Origin of the sequence: Streptomyces sp. NBC_01283 (assembly GCF_041435335.1) — a bacterium.
Lineage (GTDB): Bacteria > Actinomycetota > Actinomycetes > Streptomycetales > Streptomycetaceae > Streptomyces.
Map to the genome: position 1 here is coordinate 7,799,308 of NZ_CP108430.1, position 15,983 is coordinate 7,815,290.

At 71.0% G+C, this 15,983-nt stretch carries 14 protein-coding genes; 6 read left to right on the plus strand and 8 right to left on the minus strand.

Features of this window, described 5'->3' with window-relative positions:
* The first annotated feature begins 86 nt into the window (after window positions 1-86).
* A complete protein-coding gene (locus tag OG302_RS35445; protein ID WP_371530492.1) occupies window positions 87-764 on the plus strand; it encodes a DedA family protein in 678 nt (225 codons plus the stop codon).
* Window positions 765-783: 19 nt separating this feature from the next.
* On the opposite strand, the gene purB is transcribed toward OG302_RS35445, so the two are convergent.
* A complete protein-coding gene (purB, locus tag OG302_RS35450) occupies window positions 784-2,226 on the minus strand; it encodes an adenylosuccinate lyase (protein WP_371530493.1) in 1,443 nt (480 codons plus the stop codon).
* 378 nt (window positions 2,227-2,604) lie between these two features.
* Here purB and OG302_RS35455 point away from each other — a divergent pair, with 378 nt between their 5' ends.
* The gene (locus OG302_RS35455) at window positions 2,605-2,955 is read left to right on the plus strand and encodes a hypothetical protein (RefSeq protein WP_361840885.1); all 351 of its coding nucleotides are present in this window, start codon (window positions 2,605-2,607) and stop codon (window positions 2,953-2,955) included.
* Between the two features lie 72 nt (window positions 2,956-3,027).
* Here OG302_RS35455 and OG302_RS35460 read toward each other — a convergent pair whose 3' ends face one another.
* Window positions 3,028-3,807 (minus strand): SGNH/GDSL hydrolase family protein, encoded by a 780-nt coding sequence (locus OG302_RS35460; protein ID WP_371530494.1) that lies wholly within the window; start codon window positions 3,805-3,807, stop codon window positions 3,028-3,030.
* A gap of 17 nt (window positions 3,808-3,824) precedes the next feature.
* Between OG302_RS35460 and OG302_RS35465 the strand changes: the two genes are divergently transcribed.
* Window positions 3,825-4,334 (plus strand): GNAT family N-acetyltransferase, encoded by a 510-nt coding sequence (locus OG302_RS35465; protein ID WP_371530495.1) that lies wholly within the window; start codon window positions 3,825-3,827, stop codon window positions 4,332-4,334.
* Window positions 4,335-4,341: 7 nt separating this feature from the next.
* Here the strand turns inward: OG302_RS35465 and OG302_RS35470 are convergent, their stop codons facing one another.
* Complete coding sequence (locus tag OG302_RS35470; RefSeq protein ID WP_371530496.1) at window positions 4,342-4,821, minus strand: DNA-binding protein; 480 nt, start codon at window positions 4,819-4,821, stop codon at window positions 4,342-4,344.
* A 349-nt stretch (window positions 4,822-5,170) separates the two neighbouring features.
* Here OG302_RS35470 and OG302_RS35475 point away from each other — a divergent pair, with 349 nt between their 5' ends.
* A complete protein-coding gene (locus OG302_RS35475) occupies window positions 5,171-5,779 on the plus strand; it encodes a hypothetical protein (protein WP_371530497.1) in 609 nt (202 codons plus the stop codon).
* Window positions 5,780-5,822: 43 nt separating this feature from the next.
* Here OG302_RS35475 and OG302_RS35480 read toward each other — a convergent pair whose 3' ends face one another.
* Window positions 5,823-9,011 (minus strand): carboxyl transferase domain-containing protein, encoded by a 3,189-nt coding sequence (locus OG302_RS35480; RefSeq protein WP_371530498.1) that lies wholly within the window; start codon window positions 9,009-9,011, stop codon window positions 5,823-5,825.
* Between the two features lie 70 nt (window positions 9,012-9,081).
* On the opposite strand from OG302_RS35480, the gene OG302_RS35485 reads away from it, so the two are divergent.
* Window positions 9,082-9,708, plus strand: a complete 627-nt coding sequence (locus tag OG302_RS35485) for a TetR/AcrR family transcriptional regulator (RefSeq protein WP_371530499.1) — start codon at window positions 9,082-9,084, stop codon at window positions 9,706-9,708.
* Between the two features lie 18 nt (window positions 9,709-9,726).
* On the opposite strand, the gene OG302_RS35490 is transcribed toward OG302_RS35485, so the two are convergent.
* The 4 genes from OG302_RS35490 to malX form a co-directional block, all read right to left on the minus strand.
* Window positions 9,727-10,425: an HAD family hydrolase gene (locus OG302_RS35490; protein WP_371530500.1), complete on the minus strand. Its 699-nt coding sequence runs from the start codon at window positions 10,423-10,425 to the stop codon at window positions 9,727-9,729.
* A gap of 26 nt (window positions 10,426-10,451) precedes the next feature.
* A complete protein-coding gene (locus OG302_RS35495; RefSeq protein WP_361840899.1) occupies window positions 10,452-10,934 on the minus strand; it encodes an Lrp/AsnC family transcriptional regulator in 483 nt (160 codons plus the stop codon).
* Window positions 10,935-11,040: 106 nt separating this feature from the next.
* On the minus strand, window positions 11,041-12,231 hold the full coding sequence (locus OG302_RS35500; protein ID WP_371530501.1) for a MalY/PatB family protein: 1,191 nt from the start codon (window positions 12,229-12,231) through the stop codon (window positions 11,041-11,043).
* 3 nt (window positions 12,232-12,234) lie between these two features.
* Complete coding sequence (gene malX / locus OG302_RS35505) at window positions 12,235-13,854, minus strand: maltose/glucose-specific PTS transporter subunit IIBC (protein WP_371530502.1); 1,620 nt, start codon at window positions 13,852-13,854, stop codon at window positions 12,235-12,237.
* A gap of 288 nt (window positions 13,855-14,142) precedes the next feature.
* On the opposite strand from malX, the gene OG302_RS35510 reads away from it, so the two are divergent.
* Window positions 14,143-15,966 carry a glycoside hydrolase family 15 protein gene (locus tag OG302_RS35510; protein ID WP_371530503.1) on the plus strand — a complete coding sequence of 608 codons (1,824 nt, stop codon included), beginning with the start codon at window positions 14,143-14,145 and terminating at the stop codon, window positions 15,964-15,966.
* The last annotated feature ends 17 nt before the right edge of the window (window positions 15,967-15,983 follow it).

Sequence of the window (15,983 nt, forward strand, 5' to 3'; positions counted from 1 at the left end):
CACAATGCTTTCCTGCGGTCCACCGCACCTGAGCTCTGCGGCCGCCCTCATACCCTCGCGCGGCGCGGTTTCCTAGCGTCGGGCGCATGATCCTCACTGCCGCGTACGAAGCCTCCGCCGCCGCGAACGAAACCCCGGCCGGCGGTGTGGCGGGCTGGGCCGCCGACCTCATGGACTCGTTCGGCGCCGTCGGTGCCGGAGCGGCCATCGCCCTGGAGAACCTGTTCCCGCCGCTGCCCAGCGAGGTGATCCTGCCGCTTGCCGGATTCGCCGCGAGCCAGGGCAGGTTCGGCCTGGTGGCGGTCCTGTTCTGGACCACGGCGGGCTCCGTGATCGGCGCGCTCGCGCTCTACGCGATCGGCGCGCTGCTCGGCCGGGACCGTACCGTCGCCCTCGCGGCCCGCCTCCCGCTGGTGAAGGCGTCCGACATCCACCGCACGGAGGAATGGTTCGCACGGCACGGCACCAAGGCGGTCTTCTTCGGCCGGATGATTCCGATCTTCCGCAGCATGATCTCGGTCCCGGCGGGTGTCGAGCGGATGCCCCTGCCCGTCTTCCTTGCCCTGACGACCGCGGGCAGCCTCATCTGGAACGCCGTCTTCGTCCTGATCGGCCATGCTCTCGGCACCCGCTGGCACCAGGTCACCGATCTGGTCGGCCTCTACTCCAAGGGAGTTCTCGCCGTCGTCGCTCTCGCGGTGCTCGCCTTCGTCGTCCTGCGGGTCCGCAGGGCGGGAAAGGGCGAGCACCGCGCGAGGCGCTAGGCGTGGCCCGGACGGGCACTCAGAGAATGGCGCCCGGAGCGTAGGCGGCGGCCTCGGGGTGCTCCTTGATGAGCACCTCGATCTGCGCGACGACGGCGGCGACCTGGTCGCTCGCCGCTCCCGTGAACGACAGCTTGTCGGCCATGAGGGCGTCGAGCTCGGCTCGGTCCAGCGGGATGCGGGAGTCGGCGGCGAGCTTGTCGAGGAGTTCGTTGCGCTCGGCACCCTGCTCGCGCATGGCGAGCGCGGAGGCGACGGCGTTCTCCTTGATGGCCTCGTGGGCCTCCTCGCGGCCGACGCCCGCCCGCACCGAGGCCATCAGGACCTTGGTCGTGGCGAGGAAGGGGAGGTAGCGGTCCAGCTCACGCGCGACGACGGCCGGGAAGGCGCCGAACTCGTCGAGCACCGTCAGGAAGGTCTCCAGGAGCCCGTCGAGCGCGAAGAACGCGTCCGGCAGGGCGACACGGCGTACGACCGAGCAGGAGACGTCGCCCTCGTTCCACTGGTCGCCCGCCAGCTCGCCCGTCATCGACGCGTAGCCGCGCAGGATGACGGTGAGGCCGTTGACGCGCTCGCAGGAGCGGGTGTTCATCTTGTGCGGCATCGCGGACGAGCCGACCTGGCCCGGCTTGAAGCCTTCGGTGACGAGCTCGTGCCCGGCCATCAGACGGATCGTCTTGGCCAGCGAGGAGGGCCCGGAGGCGAGCTGCACCAGGGCGGTGACGACCTCGTAGTCGAGGGAGCGCGGGTAGACCTGGCCGACCGACGTGAAGGCGCGGTCGAAGCCGAGGTGCCCGGCGATCCGCTGCTCGAGGTCGGTGAGCTTGTCGGCGTCGCCGCCGAGCAGGTCGAGCATGTCCTGGGCCGTGCCGACGGGGCCCTTGATGCCGCGCAGGGGGTAGCGGCGCAGCAGGTCGTCGACACGGCGGTACGCCACGAGCAGCTCGTCGGCGGTCGTCGCGAAGCGCTTGCCCAGCGTCGTCGCCTGCGCGGCCACGTTGTGCGAGCGGCCGGCCATGACCAGCTCCGCGTACTCGCCCGACAGCTTGCCGAGGCGCGCGAGCACCGCGACGGTGCGGTCGCGCACCAGCTCCAGGGAGAGCCGCACCTGCAGCTGCTCCACGTTCTCGGTCAGGTCGCGGGAGGTCATTCCCTTGTGGACCTGCTCGTGCCCGGCGAGCGCGTTGAACTCCTCGATGCGGGCCTTCACGTCATGGCGCGTGACCTTCTCGCGCTCGGCGATCGAGGCGAGGTCGACGTCGTCGACGACCCGCTCGTAATCGGCGAGGGCGGCGTCCGGGACCTCGATCCCCAGGTCCTGCTGCGCCCGCAGAACGGCGAGCCAGAGCTGACGCTCCAGCTTGACCTTCTGCTCGGGCGACCAGAGGGTGGCGAGCTCGGCGGAGGCGTAACGCCCGGCGAGGACGTTCGGGATACGGGGCTTTGCAGGCGCGACAGTCACGTGTACGGAGTTTACCTGCCGTCCGACCTGCTCTTTGACCGTCCGTACAGTCCGCGGAGCGCAGGCGCATTGGAGCATCATCCAGGGCCTTGCACGCGGCGCGGGGTCCGGCCACCCGCCCTGGCGGACCTTACTCGCGAGGCGTCCGCATTACCTGCCGCAGGGCCTCGCCCCCCGCGCCACGGCTCCCCGCCGGACTCCGCCCACACATCGAGCAGCTCCGAGTCCCCGAGCAGCACACGGTCCAGATCTCCCAAATACCCCTGCGCGCTCCCGGCTTTGTCGAGGTCCGCGCATCGTGTCACCGGGCACTGACAACGGCCGGTCACCGGCACTGCCACAACTCCCGTTGATCCGCCTACGTCTAGGCTTCACGGCATGGAGCAGCGCGAGATCATCCAAAGAGTCGTCGGCATCCTGACCGAGGCGATCGAGATGCGCCGACAGGTACGGGAGAACCCGGAGGGCGAGGTCGAACCCAGTGGCGCGGTCGGCGCGATGCTCGAAGAGATGCTGCCGCGCATCGAAATCCCCGCCGACGCCACCGCCATCGAGGTCGCCGAGGTGGTCGGCCGGGAACTGAGCCCGGTCATCGAGCAGATCACGTCGGCCTTCGCCTTCTCCTTCGCGCAACTGGCAGAGGCGCACGACGAAGGCCGCACCGACGTCACGTCGGCGGACGTACTGCAGTCCATCGCCCTGCACTTCGAGGACGAGGTGGAGGAGTAACCCGCACCACCGACCGGCGCGGGCGGGCCCCCTGAGGGGCGGCGCGCCCGCGCCGTCGCATGTCGCGCTCGCTCAGACCCGCGGATCCTCGTACGGCAGCAGATCAGGGCGCTTGGCCGGGAGGCCGTCGCCGGAGGAGCGGCCTGTGAGGCGGCGCATTATCCAGGGGGCGAGGTGCTGCCTGGCGAAGCGGACGTCGGCCACGCGGCGTGCCGTCCAGCTCGGCGGGGGCGTGTCCGGGAGCGGGGACCGCCAGTCGTCCTCGGCGTCGTAGCCGAGGGACTGCCACACCGCTTCGGCGACCCTGCGGTGGCCCTCGGCGGTCAGGTGCAGCCGGTCCACGTCCCAGAGGCGCTGGTCGCCGAGCGCGCCCGATCCGTACAGGTCCACGACCGTGGCGCCGTGCCGGGCCGCCAGCTCGTCGATGTGGTCGAAGAGCTCTTCCATGCGGGGGCGGAAACGCGCCATGACGGGGCCGTTCCTGCCCGGGCTGCGCATCAGGACGAGCTGCTTGCAGGCGGGGGCGAGGCGTTCGACGGCCTCTTCCAGGAGGTCGCGTACGCGGACCATGTCGCACTTGGGGCGCAGCGTGTCGTTGAGGCCGCCCACCAGGGTGATCACATCGGGCTGCATGGCCGCCGCGACGTCCACCTGCTCGGCCACGATCTGACCGATGAGTTTCCCGCGCACCGCGAGGTTCGCGTACCGGAAACCGGGGGAGGCGGCAGCCATCCGGGCGGCGAGCAGATCTGCCCAGCCGCGGTAGCTGCCGTCGGGCAGCAGGTCCGACATGCCCTCGGTGAAGGAGTCGCCGACCGCGACGAGACTGGTGTAGTTGGCATTCATCTGCATGGCGGGAGCGATCGTACATGGACCTTCGACCCTTCGCCCCTGCGGATGCGGCCACCGTGCCGCGCTGGCCCGTCTCCGCCGGTGAGGTGGCCATGTGGTGCGGACTGCGGGACTTCCCGGTGACCGCGCGGGTGGTCGCCGGATGGCAGCTGGACCCGGACACGCGGGGTCATGTGCTGGTCGAGGGGGAGGCCCTCCTCGGCTACGGGGAGGTGTGGTGCGACGAGGACGAGGGTGAGGCGGAACTCGCCCGGATCATCGTGGCGCCGGATGCCCGGGGGCGGGGTGCCGGGCGGCGGCTGGTGCGGGGGCTTGCCGGGGTGGCTCTGCGGGCCGGGTACGCGGAGATCTTCATGCGCGTCCACCCGGAGAACGCCGCCGCCCTGCGCTGCTACCGCCGGGCCGGGTTCCTGCCCGTGAACCCTGCTCTGGCAGCGGAGTGGAACGCTCCGCAGCCTGTCAGTTATGTGTGGCTCCGGGACGCGGGGGCGGGAGCAGGGGCGGCGGGGGCGGCGGGGGCGCTTTGAGGCGCTGTCACTGGTTCGAAGGCTTGGCTTCCGGGGTGGCTTCGGGGTCGACCGTCGCCGTACGGCCCACCAGCCGTTCGTAGCGCTGCCTCGCCGCCTGCGGAGTGCCCAGACCGAGGCCGAAGGCGATCTCCGGCCAGGTCATGCCGCGTCCGCGCGCCATCTGAAGGAGCGCGGACTCCACCTCGTCCATCTCGCGGCGCGCCATCGGCATGAGCGTCAGCGCCGCGGTGATGTCCGCGTGGTCCACCTCCGGCTCGCCGTCCGCGGGCTGTGCGATCCCGGTCAGCAGGAACGTCACCAGGCGTGCCGCCTCGTACGGGCCGACGACCGTGGCGTGGACCTGTCGGCGCCGCTGCTCGTCGGTGGCCGCGTGCCGCTCGGCGATGCGGAACAGGGAGGCGGGAGCGCGGCCCGCGCGCACCTGGTCCGGGTGCGTGGGGCTGAAGGGGTCGGTCTCGACGGGCTGCTGCTCCGGAGTGGTCATGGGGTCAGCATCGATGACACACGTGACGCTGTCAACGGTTCGTTGTGAACAAACTGTTTGCATGCCTCCATGAGGCATCTGGGTCGCCTGGATGGTGGTGCGGTCGCCGGGTGGGTCCCCGTATGGAACGGTGGAAAACGGATGAAATGCCACTCATGGCGAACCTGGTGAGAGGGGAATCGCATGTCATCGAAGCGACGTCGCAAGAAGAAGGCGCGCCGTAAGCACCCGGCCAACCACGGCAGTCGTCCCCAGTCCTGACTGCCGCTGACCACGGCCCCCGCAACCGGTTTCTGTGTGATCTCGTCAACGGCCTTGCCACCTGGGTCAACGGGTGAACAATGGTGCAATGTTGGAGTTGTTGCGAGAAGTCGGCGTGGAACTGCCGGGCGGCGCTGGGCTGTTGAAGTTCGGGATGACACCCGGCGAGGTCCTGGAACTGTTGCCGCCCGACAGGGTCACACACCACCGGCAGTGCATGGGGCTGACCCTGGGCCAGTACGCGGAGCTCCGGCACGCGCACGACGCCTGGCTCGGCGGCCTGCTCTTCGAACCCGAGTGGAGCTTCGACGCCGAGCTCGACGGCGTCGTCCTGGGTTTCGGCGGTGGCGGGCCCGGGGTCACCGACCGGCTTGCCCGCGTGGAGATCCAGGCGCGGGCCGAGCCGGACCGCCCGGAAGCCACCCCGGTGGCCTGGGACGACATCGACCTGTTCGGCTACCCCGCCGCGGAGATCGTGGCCGTGCTGCCCGGGGCCACCGCGGAGCCCGGCGGGCCGCCGCCGGCCGAGCTGGCCGTGGACGAGCTCGGCCTCCGCCTGTCACGCGCCAGGCCCGCGGCGGAGCACTGGGAGAGGGTGACTCTCTTCGGGCCCGGCTCCGGCAGCTGGGGCGCCTGCTGTGCGGGCGGACTCGTCTGCGCCGAACAGGGGGACGGCCTCGTCGGGATCATGTACTGACGGGGGCGGGTGCGTAACGGCGTGTGTACCCCCGGAGCGCCGGTCACCCCTGTGCCCCGCCTGCCCCCTCCAGCGCCGCCAGGATCCAACTCCTCGACTCCGCTGGGTCGATGACCGCGTCGATCTCCAGCGCGGCCGCGGCATTCACCGCCTTGCCGTGCTCGTACAACTCGGCGACATGGGCGTCGAACGCCCGCTGCCGCTCCCCGGGATCGGCGATCGCGGCCAGCTCCTTGCGGTAGCCGAGACGGACGGCGCCCTCAACGCCCATGCCCCCGAACTCGCCGCTGGGCCACGCCGCCGTGGCCACGGGGGCGCGTGTGGAGCCGCCCATCATGGCCATCGCGCCGAGCCCGTACGCCTTGCGCAGCACCAGGCTCACCAGGGGGACGCGGAGCTGGGCGCCGGTCACGAAGAGCCGCGAGAAGTGCCGTACGGTCGCGGTCCGTTCGGCGTCCGGGCCGACCATGAAGCCCGGGGTGTCGCAGAGCGAGACCACGGGGAGCCCGAACGCGTCGCACAGCCGCAGGAACCGTTCCGCCTTGTCCGCCGCGTCACGGTCGATCGCCCCGCCCAGGTGCCCGGGGTTGTTGGCGAGCAGCCCCATCGGCCGGCCCTCGACGCGTACGAGCGCCGTGATGATGCCGATGCCGAACCCGCGGCGCAGTTCCAGCACGGAGTCCGTGTCGGCGATGCCCTCGACCGCGGAACGTACGTCGTAGGCGCGGCGCCGGTTCTCCGGGACGGCGTGCCGCAGCAGCCGAGGGTCCGGTGCCTCCCAACTGCCGCCAAAATCACGGGCGTTCGCTTCGTACGTGAAGTAGGCGAGGTACTTCCGCGCCACCCGCACCGCCTCGGCCTCGTCGGCGACGGCGATGTCCACCACGCCGTTCGGCACCTGGACGGACAGAGGGCCGACCTCCTCGGGGCGGTACACGCCGAGGCCGCCGCCCTCGATCATCGCGGGGCCGCCCATCCCGATGCTGGCCTCCGGCGTCGCGATCACCACGTCGCAGCAGCCGAGCAGGGCGGCGTTGCCCGCGAAGCACCGCCCCGACACGACGCCCACCAGGGGGACCCGTCCGCTGAGGCGCCCCATCTGATGGAACGTCGTCACGTCGAGCCCGGCGACGGACGTCGTGTCGGTGTCCCCGGGACGCCCGCCGCCGCCCTCCGCGAACAGCACCACGGGCAGCCGCCGTTCCCCGGCCAGCTGGAGCATCCGGTCCGTCTTGCGGTGGTTCTGCAGGCCCTGGGTGCCGGCGAGGACGGTGTAGTCGTACGACATCGCCACGCACCGCACGCCGTCGATCCGCCCCGTCCCGGTCACCATGCCGTCGGCGGGGGTCGACGCGATCAGGTCCTCCAGCGAGCGGCGGCGCCGCTGGGCGGCGATCGCGAGCGCGCCGTACTCCGTGAACGTGCCGTCGTCGCACAGGTCCTGGATGTTCTCGCGGGCCGTGCGGCGTCCGATGCGGTGGCGTTTGGCGACGGCTTCGGGGCGGTGGGCGTCCAGGCCGATCGCGTGCCGGGCCAGGGTCTCGGCCAGGTCGGGGCGGATGGTGTCCGGATCGGCGGCCTCCTCGGCGTGTGCCGTGGTCGCCTCGCCCGCAGCCGACGCGTCCACCGTCACCAGGGGGTGGCCCTCCGCCGCCGTGTCGCCCACGCGTGTGTGCAGGGCCGTCACGGTTCCGGAGGCGTCCGCGCGCAGGACGTGTTCCATCTTCATCGCTTCGAGAACGAGCAACTGCTGTCCTGCCGCGACGTGTTGGCCTACCGACACGTCGACGGCGACCACCGCCCCCGTCATGGGTGCCGTGATGGCCGAGTCGTCACCCGCGAGCACCTGCGGTGCGTCATCGGGCAGGAGCTCCGCGATGTGTTCGGCCACGAAGTCCGTGTGCGCGCCGCCCGCGGTGAAACCCGGATGGGCGAGCAGCGCGCGGAGAAGAGGAATCCCGGTGCGTACGCCCTCGACGGCGAAGTCCGCCAGGGCGCGGGACGCGCGTTCGCAGACCGCCGCGAAGTCGCCGTGCGGTGTGTGCGTGATGACCTTCGCGAGCAGCGAGTCGTAACGCGCCCCGATCTCCGCTCCGTTGCGCGCCGCGGTGTCCACGCGTATCCCCGGCCCCGTCGGCACGTCGAAGCGGATGAGTGTGCCCGTGGAAGGGAGTGCGGTTCCGTCGGACGCCGGGGACTCGGCGTTGACGCGCGCCTGGAGCGCGTAGCCGCGCGGCTCGGGCGGCGGCCCCGCGAGGCCGAGGGCCGAGAGTGGATCGCCTGCCGCCAGGCGTAGCTGAGTCAGGACCAGGTCGACGCCCGTCACCTGCTCGGTGACCGTGTGCTCGACCTGAAGGCGCGGATTGGCCTCGATGAAGTGGAACTCCGCACCGCGGAGCAGGAACTCGAAGGTTCCGATGCCGGTGTAGCCGCACTCGCGGGCCATCCGGAGGGACGCGGACACGAGCTGTTCCCGCACAGCCGGGTCAAGGCCCGGCGCCGGAGCGATCTCGACGAGCTTCTGGTGACGGCGCTGGGCGCTGCAGTCGCGCTCCCAGAGGTGGGTGACCTCGCCGGTCGCGTCGCCCAGGATCTGGACCTCGATGTGGCGGGCACCGGTCAGCAGCTCCTCCACGTACAACTCCGCGCGCCCGAAGCCCTGCAGGGCCTCGGAGCGGCAGCGTTCCCAGGCGTCGGCCAGCTCGTCCGGGTGCCGTACGGCCCGTATGCCGCGCCCGCCGCCCCCACCGATGGCCTTCACCATCACCGCGCCCGAAGGGCCGAGCCCGGCAAGGAAATCGGCGGCCTCGGCCAGGCTCGTCGGGCCCTGGGTGCCCGCCAGGACGGGGACGCCGAGCCGCCCGGCGAGCGCACGCGCACGTGCCTTGTCCCCGAACAGGCCGAGCACCTCGGGGGACGGCCCCACGAACCGCAGTCCGGCCTCCGCGCACCGCTCCGCGAAGTCCGCGTCCTCGCTCAGAAATCCGTAGCCGGGGTGCACCAGCTCGCACCCGGAGCGCCGGGCCGCGGCGAGTACCGCGTCGGCGTCCAGATAGGCGGCCGGACCCGTGCCCCCCAACGGCTTTGCTTCGTCCGCCAGTTGAACGTGCCGCGCGGCGGCGTCGTCGTCGGCGTACACGGCGACCGTACGCAGTCCGGCCTCCGCGGCGGCCTGCAGGAGGCGGACGGCGATCTCCCCGCGGTTGGCGACGAGCACGGCGGCGGAACCCATGAAGCCCTCCTGAAGTATCCGGCGCCGCCATGCTCATTGACACTGGCGTCAACGTCAATAAGCTCGCCGCGTGGCACGACATCAGCAGCCCTGGGCGACCCGCACCGCCCGCGACCGCACCGACGCCCCGGCCCGCGGGCGGCTCCTCGACGCGGCCGAAGCCGTATTCGCGCGGCGCGGATACGGCCCGGCGACCATCGCCGACATCACGGCGGAGGCGGAGGTCTCGCGGGCGGGCTTCTACGTGTACTTCGCGTCCAAGGAGGAGATCTTCCGCGTCCTCGCGGTGCGGGTACGGGACGCGTTCCTCGCCGCGCAGGACGTGCCGGGCGTCGACCGGGACGACCCCCGCGAGGTGGCCGGGGCCTCCACCGCCGCCTTCATCGCCGCGTACTCCCAACACCTGCCTCTGCTGCGGCTGTTGGAGCAGCAGGCGCAGACCGACGGCGACGTGCGGGCCCTGTGGGAGGAGACGCAGGAGCGCCCGGTCCACCGCTCCGCGCGCTACATCCGTCGGCTCGCGGCCGAGGGCAGGGCCCGGCCGGTCGCCGATCCCCTCTCCGTGGCCCGCGCGGTCGGCGGCATGAGCATCCAGTTCGCCCGCCTCACGGCATCCGCCCCGGAGACGTACGACGCTGCCGTGCGCGATGTGACGGCCATGTTCCTGCACCTGCTAGGAGTCCATCACTCAGACTGAGGAGCTGTACGCCTACGCCTACGACCGGGGCAGCGAGGCCAGGTGGTCCAGGTGGTCCCAAGCGGCCTGGGCCGTGAACTCGGCCTGACCGCCCCGCAGCAGCAGTCCCGCCGACGCGAACGCCGGTTCGTCCGCGTGGGCGGCGACGTAGGGGATCGCGATGCAGCGCATGCCCGCCGCGATCGCCGCGGTCGCGCCCGGGGCAGCGTCCTCCAGGACCACGCAGTCGGCGGGGTCGGCGCCGAGGAGCGCGGCGGCGGCCAGAAAGACGTCGGGCGCGGGCTTCCCGTGGGCGACCTCGTCGGCCGAGACGACCGTGGTCAGGAGCGCGTCGAGGCCGGTGCCGGAGAGGATCGCCTCGATGGCGGCGCGGGACGACCCGGAGGCCACGGCCATCGGCACCCCGGCGCCGTGCAGCCGCTCCACGAACTTCCGCATCTCGGGGAAGACGTGCGTGTCGGCGCGGGCGAGCGCGAGATAGCGGCGGTCGAGCTCCGTGAGCAGTTCGGCCACCGGTACGCCGATGCCGTACCGGTCCTTCCACGTGGCGAGGGTCTCCTGGGTGCCGATGCCCACGTACTGCTCGTTGTCGGCCCAGGTGTACTCGATGCCGTGCTCGGCGAGCAGCTCGCGCGACGCCTCGTAGTAATTGGGCTCGCTGTCCACGAGTGTGCCGTCGAGATCGAAGATGACCGAGGTGCCGCCAAAGGTGCTCATGTACTCCAGCATGCCAAAGCCGCAGATCACCGCTGCTCGGCGGAGGCCCGGCCGATCGACTCGACGAGCGGCAGCAGGCGGTGCGGGACGCGCTCGCGCAGGGCCATCTCCGTCCGGGTGCGGACCACGCCCGGCATCTGGATCAGCTGCTGGACCACGTCCTCAAGGTGGCCGTTGTCCCGGGCGACCACCCGGGTCAGGAGATCACCGCCACCGGTGATCGAAAAGGCCTCGATGATCTCCGGCACGGCGGCGAGCGCGTCACCCACCTCGTCCAGATGCCCCTGCGTGACCTCGATGTGCACGAAGGCGAGCACGGGATGCCCGAGCGCGGCGGCCGAGAGCGAAGGCCCGGTCCCGGTGATCACCCCGTCCCGCTCCAGCCGGTCGAGCCGGGCCTGCAGCGTGCCACGAGCGACACCGAGCACGCGCGCGTACTCACGAACGCTGGTGCGGGGCTGCTCAAGGAGGAGCCGCAGAATGCGGGTGTCGAGCTCGTCGACGGCCATGGCACGGATCTCCCGGGTACGAGGGACGAACCTCGCGACTGTACCAATGGAGCACGGTCAGCAGCCGCAGGGAGGCGGGTCTGACCTGCGGATACTGACCCGTCCCTCAGCCGGCCTCCGCTCCTCGGTGGAGCGTCCGCAGTGCGTCCACCAGCGCTGTGACGCCCCGCTCGGCCTTGGTGCGTGGGCAGCCGGCGTTCAGGCGTAGGTGGGCGGGGGAGCCGTAGGCCGTGCCTGGCATGATCGCCACCTTTTGGGTGTTGATCAGTTCGCGTTGGAGAGCCTCGTCGTCCACGTCCAGAGCGGTGATGTCGATCCAGGCGAGGTAGCCGGCCTGGGGTGGGGTCCAGTTCAGGGTGGGGAATGCCGTGTTCAGGCGGTCGGCGACCAGGTGGAGGTTGGCGCGGAGGTAGGTGCCCAGGGCGTCCAGCCAGGGGGCTCCTTCTCGGTACGCGGCGATGTGTCCCACCAGTGAGAGCACCGCGGGGGAGGACAGGCCGTCCGCCTCCTTGAGGTGGTGGAGGTAGGCGTCGCGTGTCGCCGGGTCGCCGATGATGCCGTAACTGCCCGTCAGGGCAGGGATGTTGAAGGATTTCGAGGCCGAGGTCACGATCGCCCAGCGGCCTTCCCGGGCGCCGTGCAGGGACCACGGGCGGTGGACGTAGGGCGGATGGGCCAGGTCCGAGTGGATCTCGTCGCTGATCACCGCGACGCCGTACCGCCCGCACAATTCCGCGATGCGGTCCAGCTCCGCCTCCGTCCACACGTGGCCGGTGGGGTTGTGGGGTGAGCACAGCAGCAGTACGGCCGTGTCGGGGAGGGCCAGCAGCCGTTCCAGTTCGGCCCAGTCGCCGAGCGGGCAGCGCAGCAGCCGTCGTTCGTGCGCGGCGACCGTCCTGGGGAAGGCGTCGTACGTCGGCGTGTGGACGACGACGCCGTCGCCGGGGCGTGACCAGAGCCGCAGGAGCTGGGCGACCTGGTAGATCACGGAGGGGCCGTAGACGATCGACTCCGGCGCCACCTCGGTCGCGTGGCGTTCGCCGTACCAGTCCACGATCGCGGAGAGGAAGTCGGCCTGGCGCCAGCGGGAGTAGCCGAGCACGCCGTGGTCGAGCCGGCCGCGGAGCGCCGACAGGACCGCGGGCGCCGTCTCGAAGTCCATGTCCGAGATGGTGAACGGCAGCAGGTCCGGGACGCCGAAGCGGTCCTCTACGTAGTCCCACTGCGTGCACCACGTGCCGTGCCGGTCGACGGGTGTGTCGAAGTCGAAGGGGTGGTGCTGGAAAGGGCGGTCCATCGCTCAGCCCACCCGGACCATCGACGCCATCGCGTCCTTCACCGACTGCACCTGCGGACCGATGATCACCTGCACGTTGTGAGCGTCGAGCTTGATGACACCCACCGCACCGAGCTTCTTCAGCCGCGGCTCGTCGACCCGTTCGGCGTCCGCGACCGTCATGCGAAGGCGGGTGATGCAGTTGTCGAGGGTCTGGATGTTCTCGGCGCCGCCGATCGCCTCCAGGATCGCCACGGCGTCGTACTTCCCCGCGATCAGTTCGCGGGGGGCCGTCGCCTCCTCCGGGGATGACGACCCCTCCTCGTCGGCTCCCTCCGCACCGGCCCCCTCCGGCGAGGGCTCCTCGCGGCCCGGCGTCTTGAGGTCGAAGCGGGTGATGGCCCAGCGGAAGAGGAAGTAGTAGCCGGCGAACCACACCGCGGCGATGACGGGGATCAGGTACCACTTCGTGGTCGTGCCCTGCAGGACGCCGAAGACGAGCCAGTCGATGACGTTGCCGTCGGTGTTGCCGATGAACACCCCGAGCACCGCGGCGGTCAGGAATCCGAGGCCGACCAGCACGGCGTGGATCAGGTACAGCCACGGCGCGATGAACAGGAAAAGGAACTCGAGCGGTTCGGTGATGCCGCCGACGACGCACGCGACGACACCGGAGACGAGGAGCGCCTTGATCTCCGGGCGCATCTTCTTGTCCGCGCAGTGATACATCGCCAGGGCCGCACCCGGAAGCCCGCCGAGGTAGACCGCCATCTTGCCCTGGGACAGGAAGTGGGTGGCGTTGGTGACCGCGTCACCGGGCGGGTTCGAGCAGTTGAGCTGGGCGTAGAAGAGGTTCAGCGCACCCGAGACGTGGTCGCCGCACACCGCGCCGGAGCCGCCGACATCCGTGAAGCGGAACATCGCTACGAGGATGTGGTGCAGGCCGATCGGGCGCAGCAGCACCTCTCCCATGCCGAAGAAGAAGGGGCCGAAGACGCCCGCGTGACCGATCGCGCGCCCGAGGTCCGTGATCCAGCCGTTGAACGTCGGCCACACCAGCGGGATCAGCAGACCGAGCAGGCTGAGCACGAGCGTCGAGATGATCGGCACGAACCGCAGACCACCGAAAAAGGCGAGTGCGTCAGGCATCCGCTGAGCACGAAAGCGCTGGTGAAGGACGCTGACAACGATGCCAACAGCGACGGCGCCGAGCAGTCCCGTATCGATGGACTGGATGCCGATCACGTCGGCGATCCCGTAGTGGGAGATGGCCTTCTCGTCGTCGAGGTCCACGCCCTTGGCGGTGAGGTAGAAGTTCACCGCCAGGTTCATCGCGGCGAAGCCGACGAAGCCGGAGAAGGCCGCGACGCCCTTGTCCTCGCGGGCGAGGCCGAGGGGGATGGCTATCGCGAACATCACGGGGAGGAACTTGAAGGCGACGAGGCCGGTGCTCGCCATCCACGTGAAGACGAGATGGAAGCCCTCGCCCCGGAGGAAGGTCAGGTTGTCGGTGACGGCCTCGCTGGAGAGCGACGAGCCGATGCCCAGCATGATGCCGCAGAACGCGAGCAGGGCCACCGGGAGCATGAACGTCTTGCCGAGGCCCTGGAGGAATTCCCAGAGCGCGGACTTGGTCTTCTGCATGTGTGGGGGTCTTTCGGGCCTGAGCGGAGGCGTGCAATGACCGGCCCACGGGCGCGCGGGCCAGGACGGTGGTGGCCGGTCACATGCTGCGTGCGGGGATCGCCCGCTGATCAGCGTGGAAGGTCCATCGATCCACGCCGAAGGTCGATCGATCCGCCCGGACGGATAAGATCACAGCCGCTCCGGAGCTGTCCATGGCCATAGGTCCCGGGGTCTGAGCCCAAGCCCGGCGAGCGGGTCCGCCGTACAATAAAAGGGCGGCAATGTGCACGACGGCGTGACTCGATCATGAACGCTCGCATCGAGGACTACGCCCTCATCAGCGACCTGGAAACCGCTGCCATGCTCGGCAGGGACGGGTCGATCGACTGGCTCTGCCTGCCGCGCTTCGACTCACCGGCCTGCTTCGCCGCGCTGCTCGGCACGGCGGACAACGGCTTCTGGCGCGTCTCCCCGGTCGGCGCGGGACCCTGCACAGGGCGGGCCTACCGCCAGGACACGCTGATCATGGACTCCCGCTGGGAGTGCCCGACCGGTGCCGTGCGCGTCACGGACTTCATGCCGCCCCGTGCGGGGCTGCCCTGCATCGTGCGCATCGTCGAGGGCCTCTCCGGCGCCGTGGCCATGCGCAGCGAACTGCACCCGCGCTTCAACCAGGGCCGCGTCCTGCCCTGGGTGCGCGCCGAGGAGCACTGCACGGTCGCCGTGGCCGGGCCCGACTCGCTCTGGCTGAGCGCCGACGGCCCGATGGAGATCCGCACCGGCATCCACGACTCCACCGCCCATGACCCCGCCGTCCGCGACTCCTCCGCCCTGGACTTCACCGTCTCGGCCGGCCAGCGCCTGACGCTGCAACTCGTGTGGGCACCCTCGCACCTGCCGGAACCGCCCGAGCCCCTGCGGGTCCCGGCGGAGACGGCACTGAAGGCCACCGGCGACTTCTGGCGGCGCTGGACGGCCAAGTGCCGCTACCAGGGCCCCTGGCGTGAGGCCGTCACCCGCTCACTGATCACCTTGAAGGCCCTCACCTACGCGCCCACGGGCGGGATCGTCGCCGCACCGACCACCTCGCTCCCCGAGTGCGTCGGCGGCGAACGCAACTGGGACCACCGCTTCTGCTGGCTGCGCGACTCCACGCTCACCTTGTCCGCCCTGCTGCGCAGCGGCTACCGCGACGAGGCGACCGCCTGGCTCGACTGGCTGGTGCGGGCCGTGGCGGGCGACCCCGCCGATCTCCAGGCGGTGTACGGAGTGGAGGGCCAGCGGCGGCTGCCGGAGGCCGAGGCGCCCTGGCTGCCGGGCTATCAGGGGTCGCGGCCCGTCCGCTTCGGCAATGCGGCGGCCCATCAGCTCCAGCTCGACGTCTACGGCGAGGTCCTCGACACGCTCTATCTGTCGTTGCGGGCGGGGATCCCGATGCAGGCCCATCTGTGGAGCCTGGTGGAATCCCTCATGAGTCATCTGTGCGGCCACTGGCGTGAACCGGACCAGGGGCTGTGGGAAGTCCGTGGCGCCGGGCGGCAGTTCGTCCACTCCAAGGTCATGTCGTGGGTCGCCGCCGACCGCGCCCTGCGGATGGGCGAGATGCTCGGCAGGAACGAATCCGCGGGGGAGTGGCGGGCCATGCGGGACGCGGTGCACCGGGAGGTGTGCCGCGAGGGGTGGGACGGCGGGCGGCGGACGTTCGTGCAGTCCTACGGATCGTCCGCCCTGGACGCGTCGGCCCTGCTGATCCCCAAGGTCGGCTTCCTGCCCGCCGGCGACGCCCGGGTGCGCGACACCGTCCGGGCCATGCGGGCCCTGGACCACCACGGATTCGTGCGGAGGTACGCCCACGACGGCCGGGGCACGCACGGCGTCGATGGCATGCGCGGCTCCGAGGGCACGGTCGTGGCCTGCTCCCTCTGGTATGCCGACGCGCTCGCGGCGACCGGCCGCCTCCGGCAGGCGAAGGAGACCTTCGAGCGCGTCCTGGACGTACGCAACGATGTGGGCCTGCTCGCGGAGCAGTGGGACCCGGAAAGCCACCGCCAACTGGGCAACGCACCCCAGGCGTTCAGTCATATCGCGCTGGTGGAGACGGCTTTCGCGCTGCAGGAGGCGGGCCCTTGAAAGCGCTGCCCCGGAGA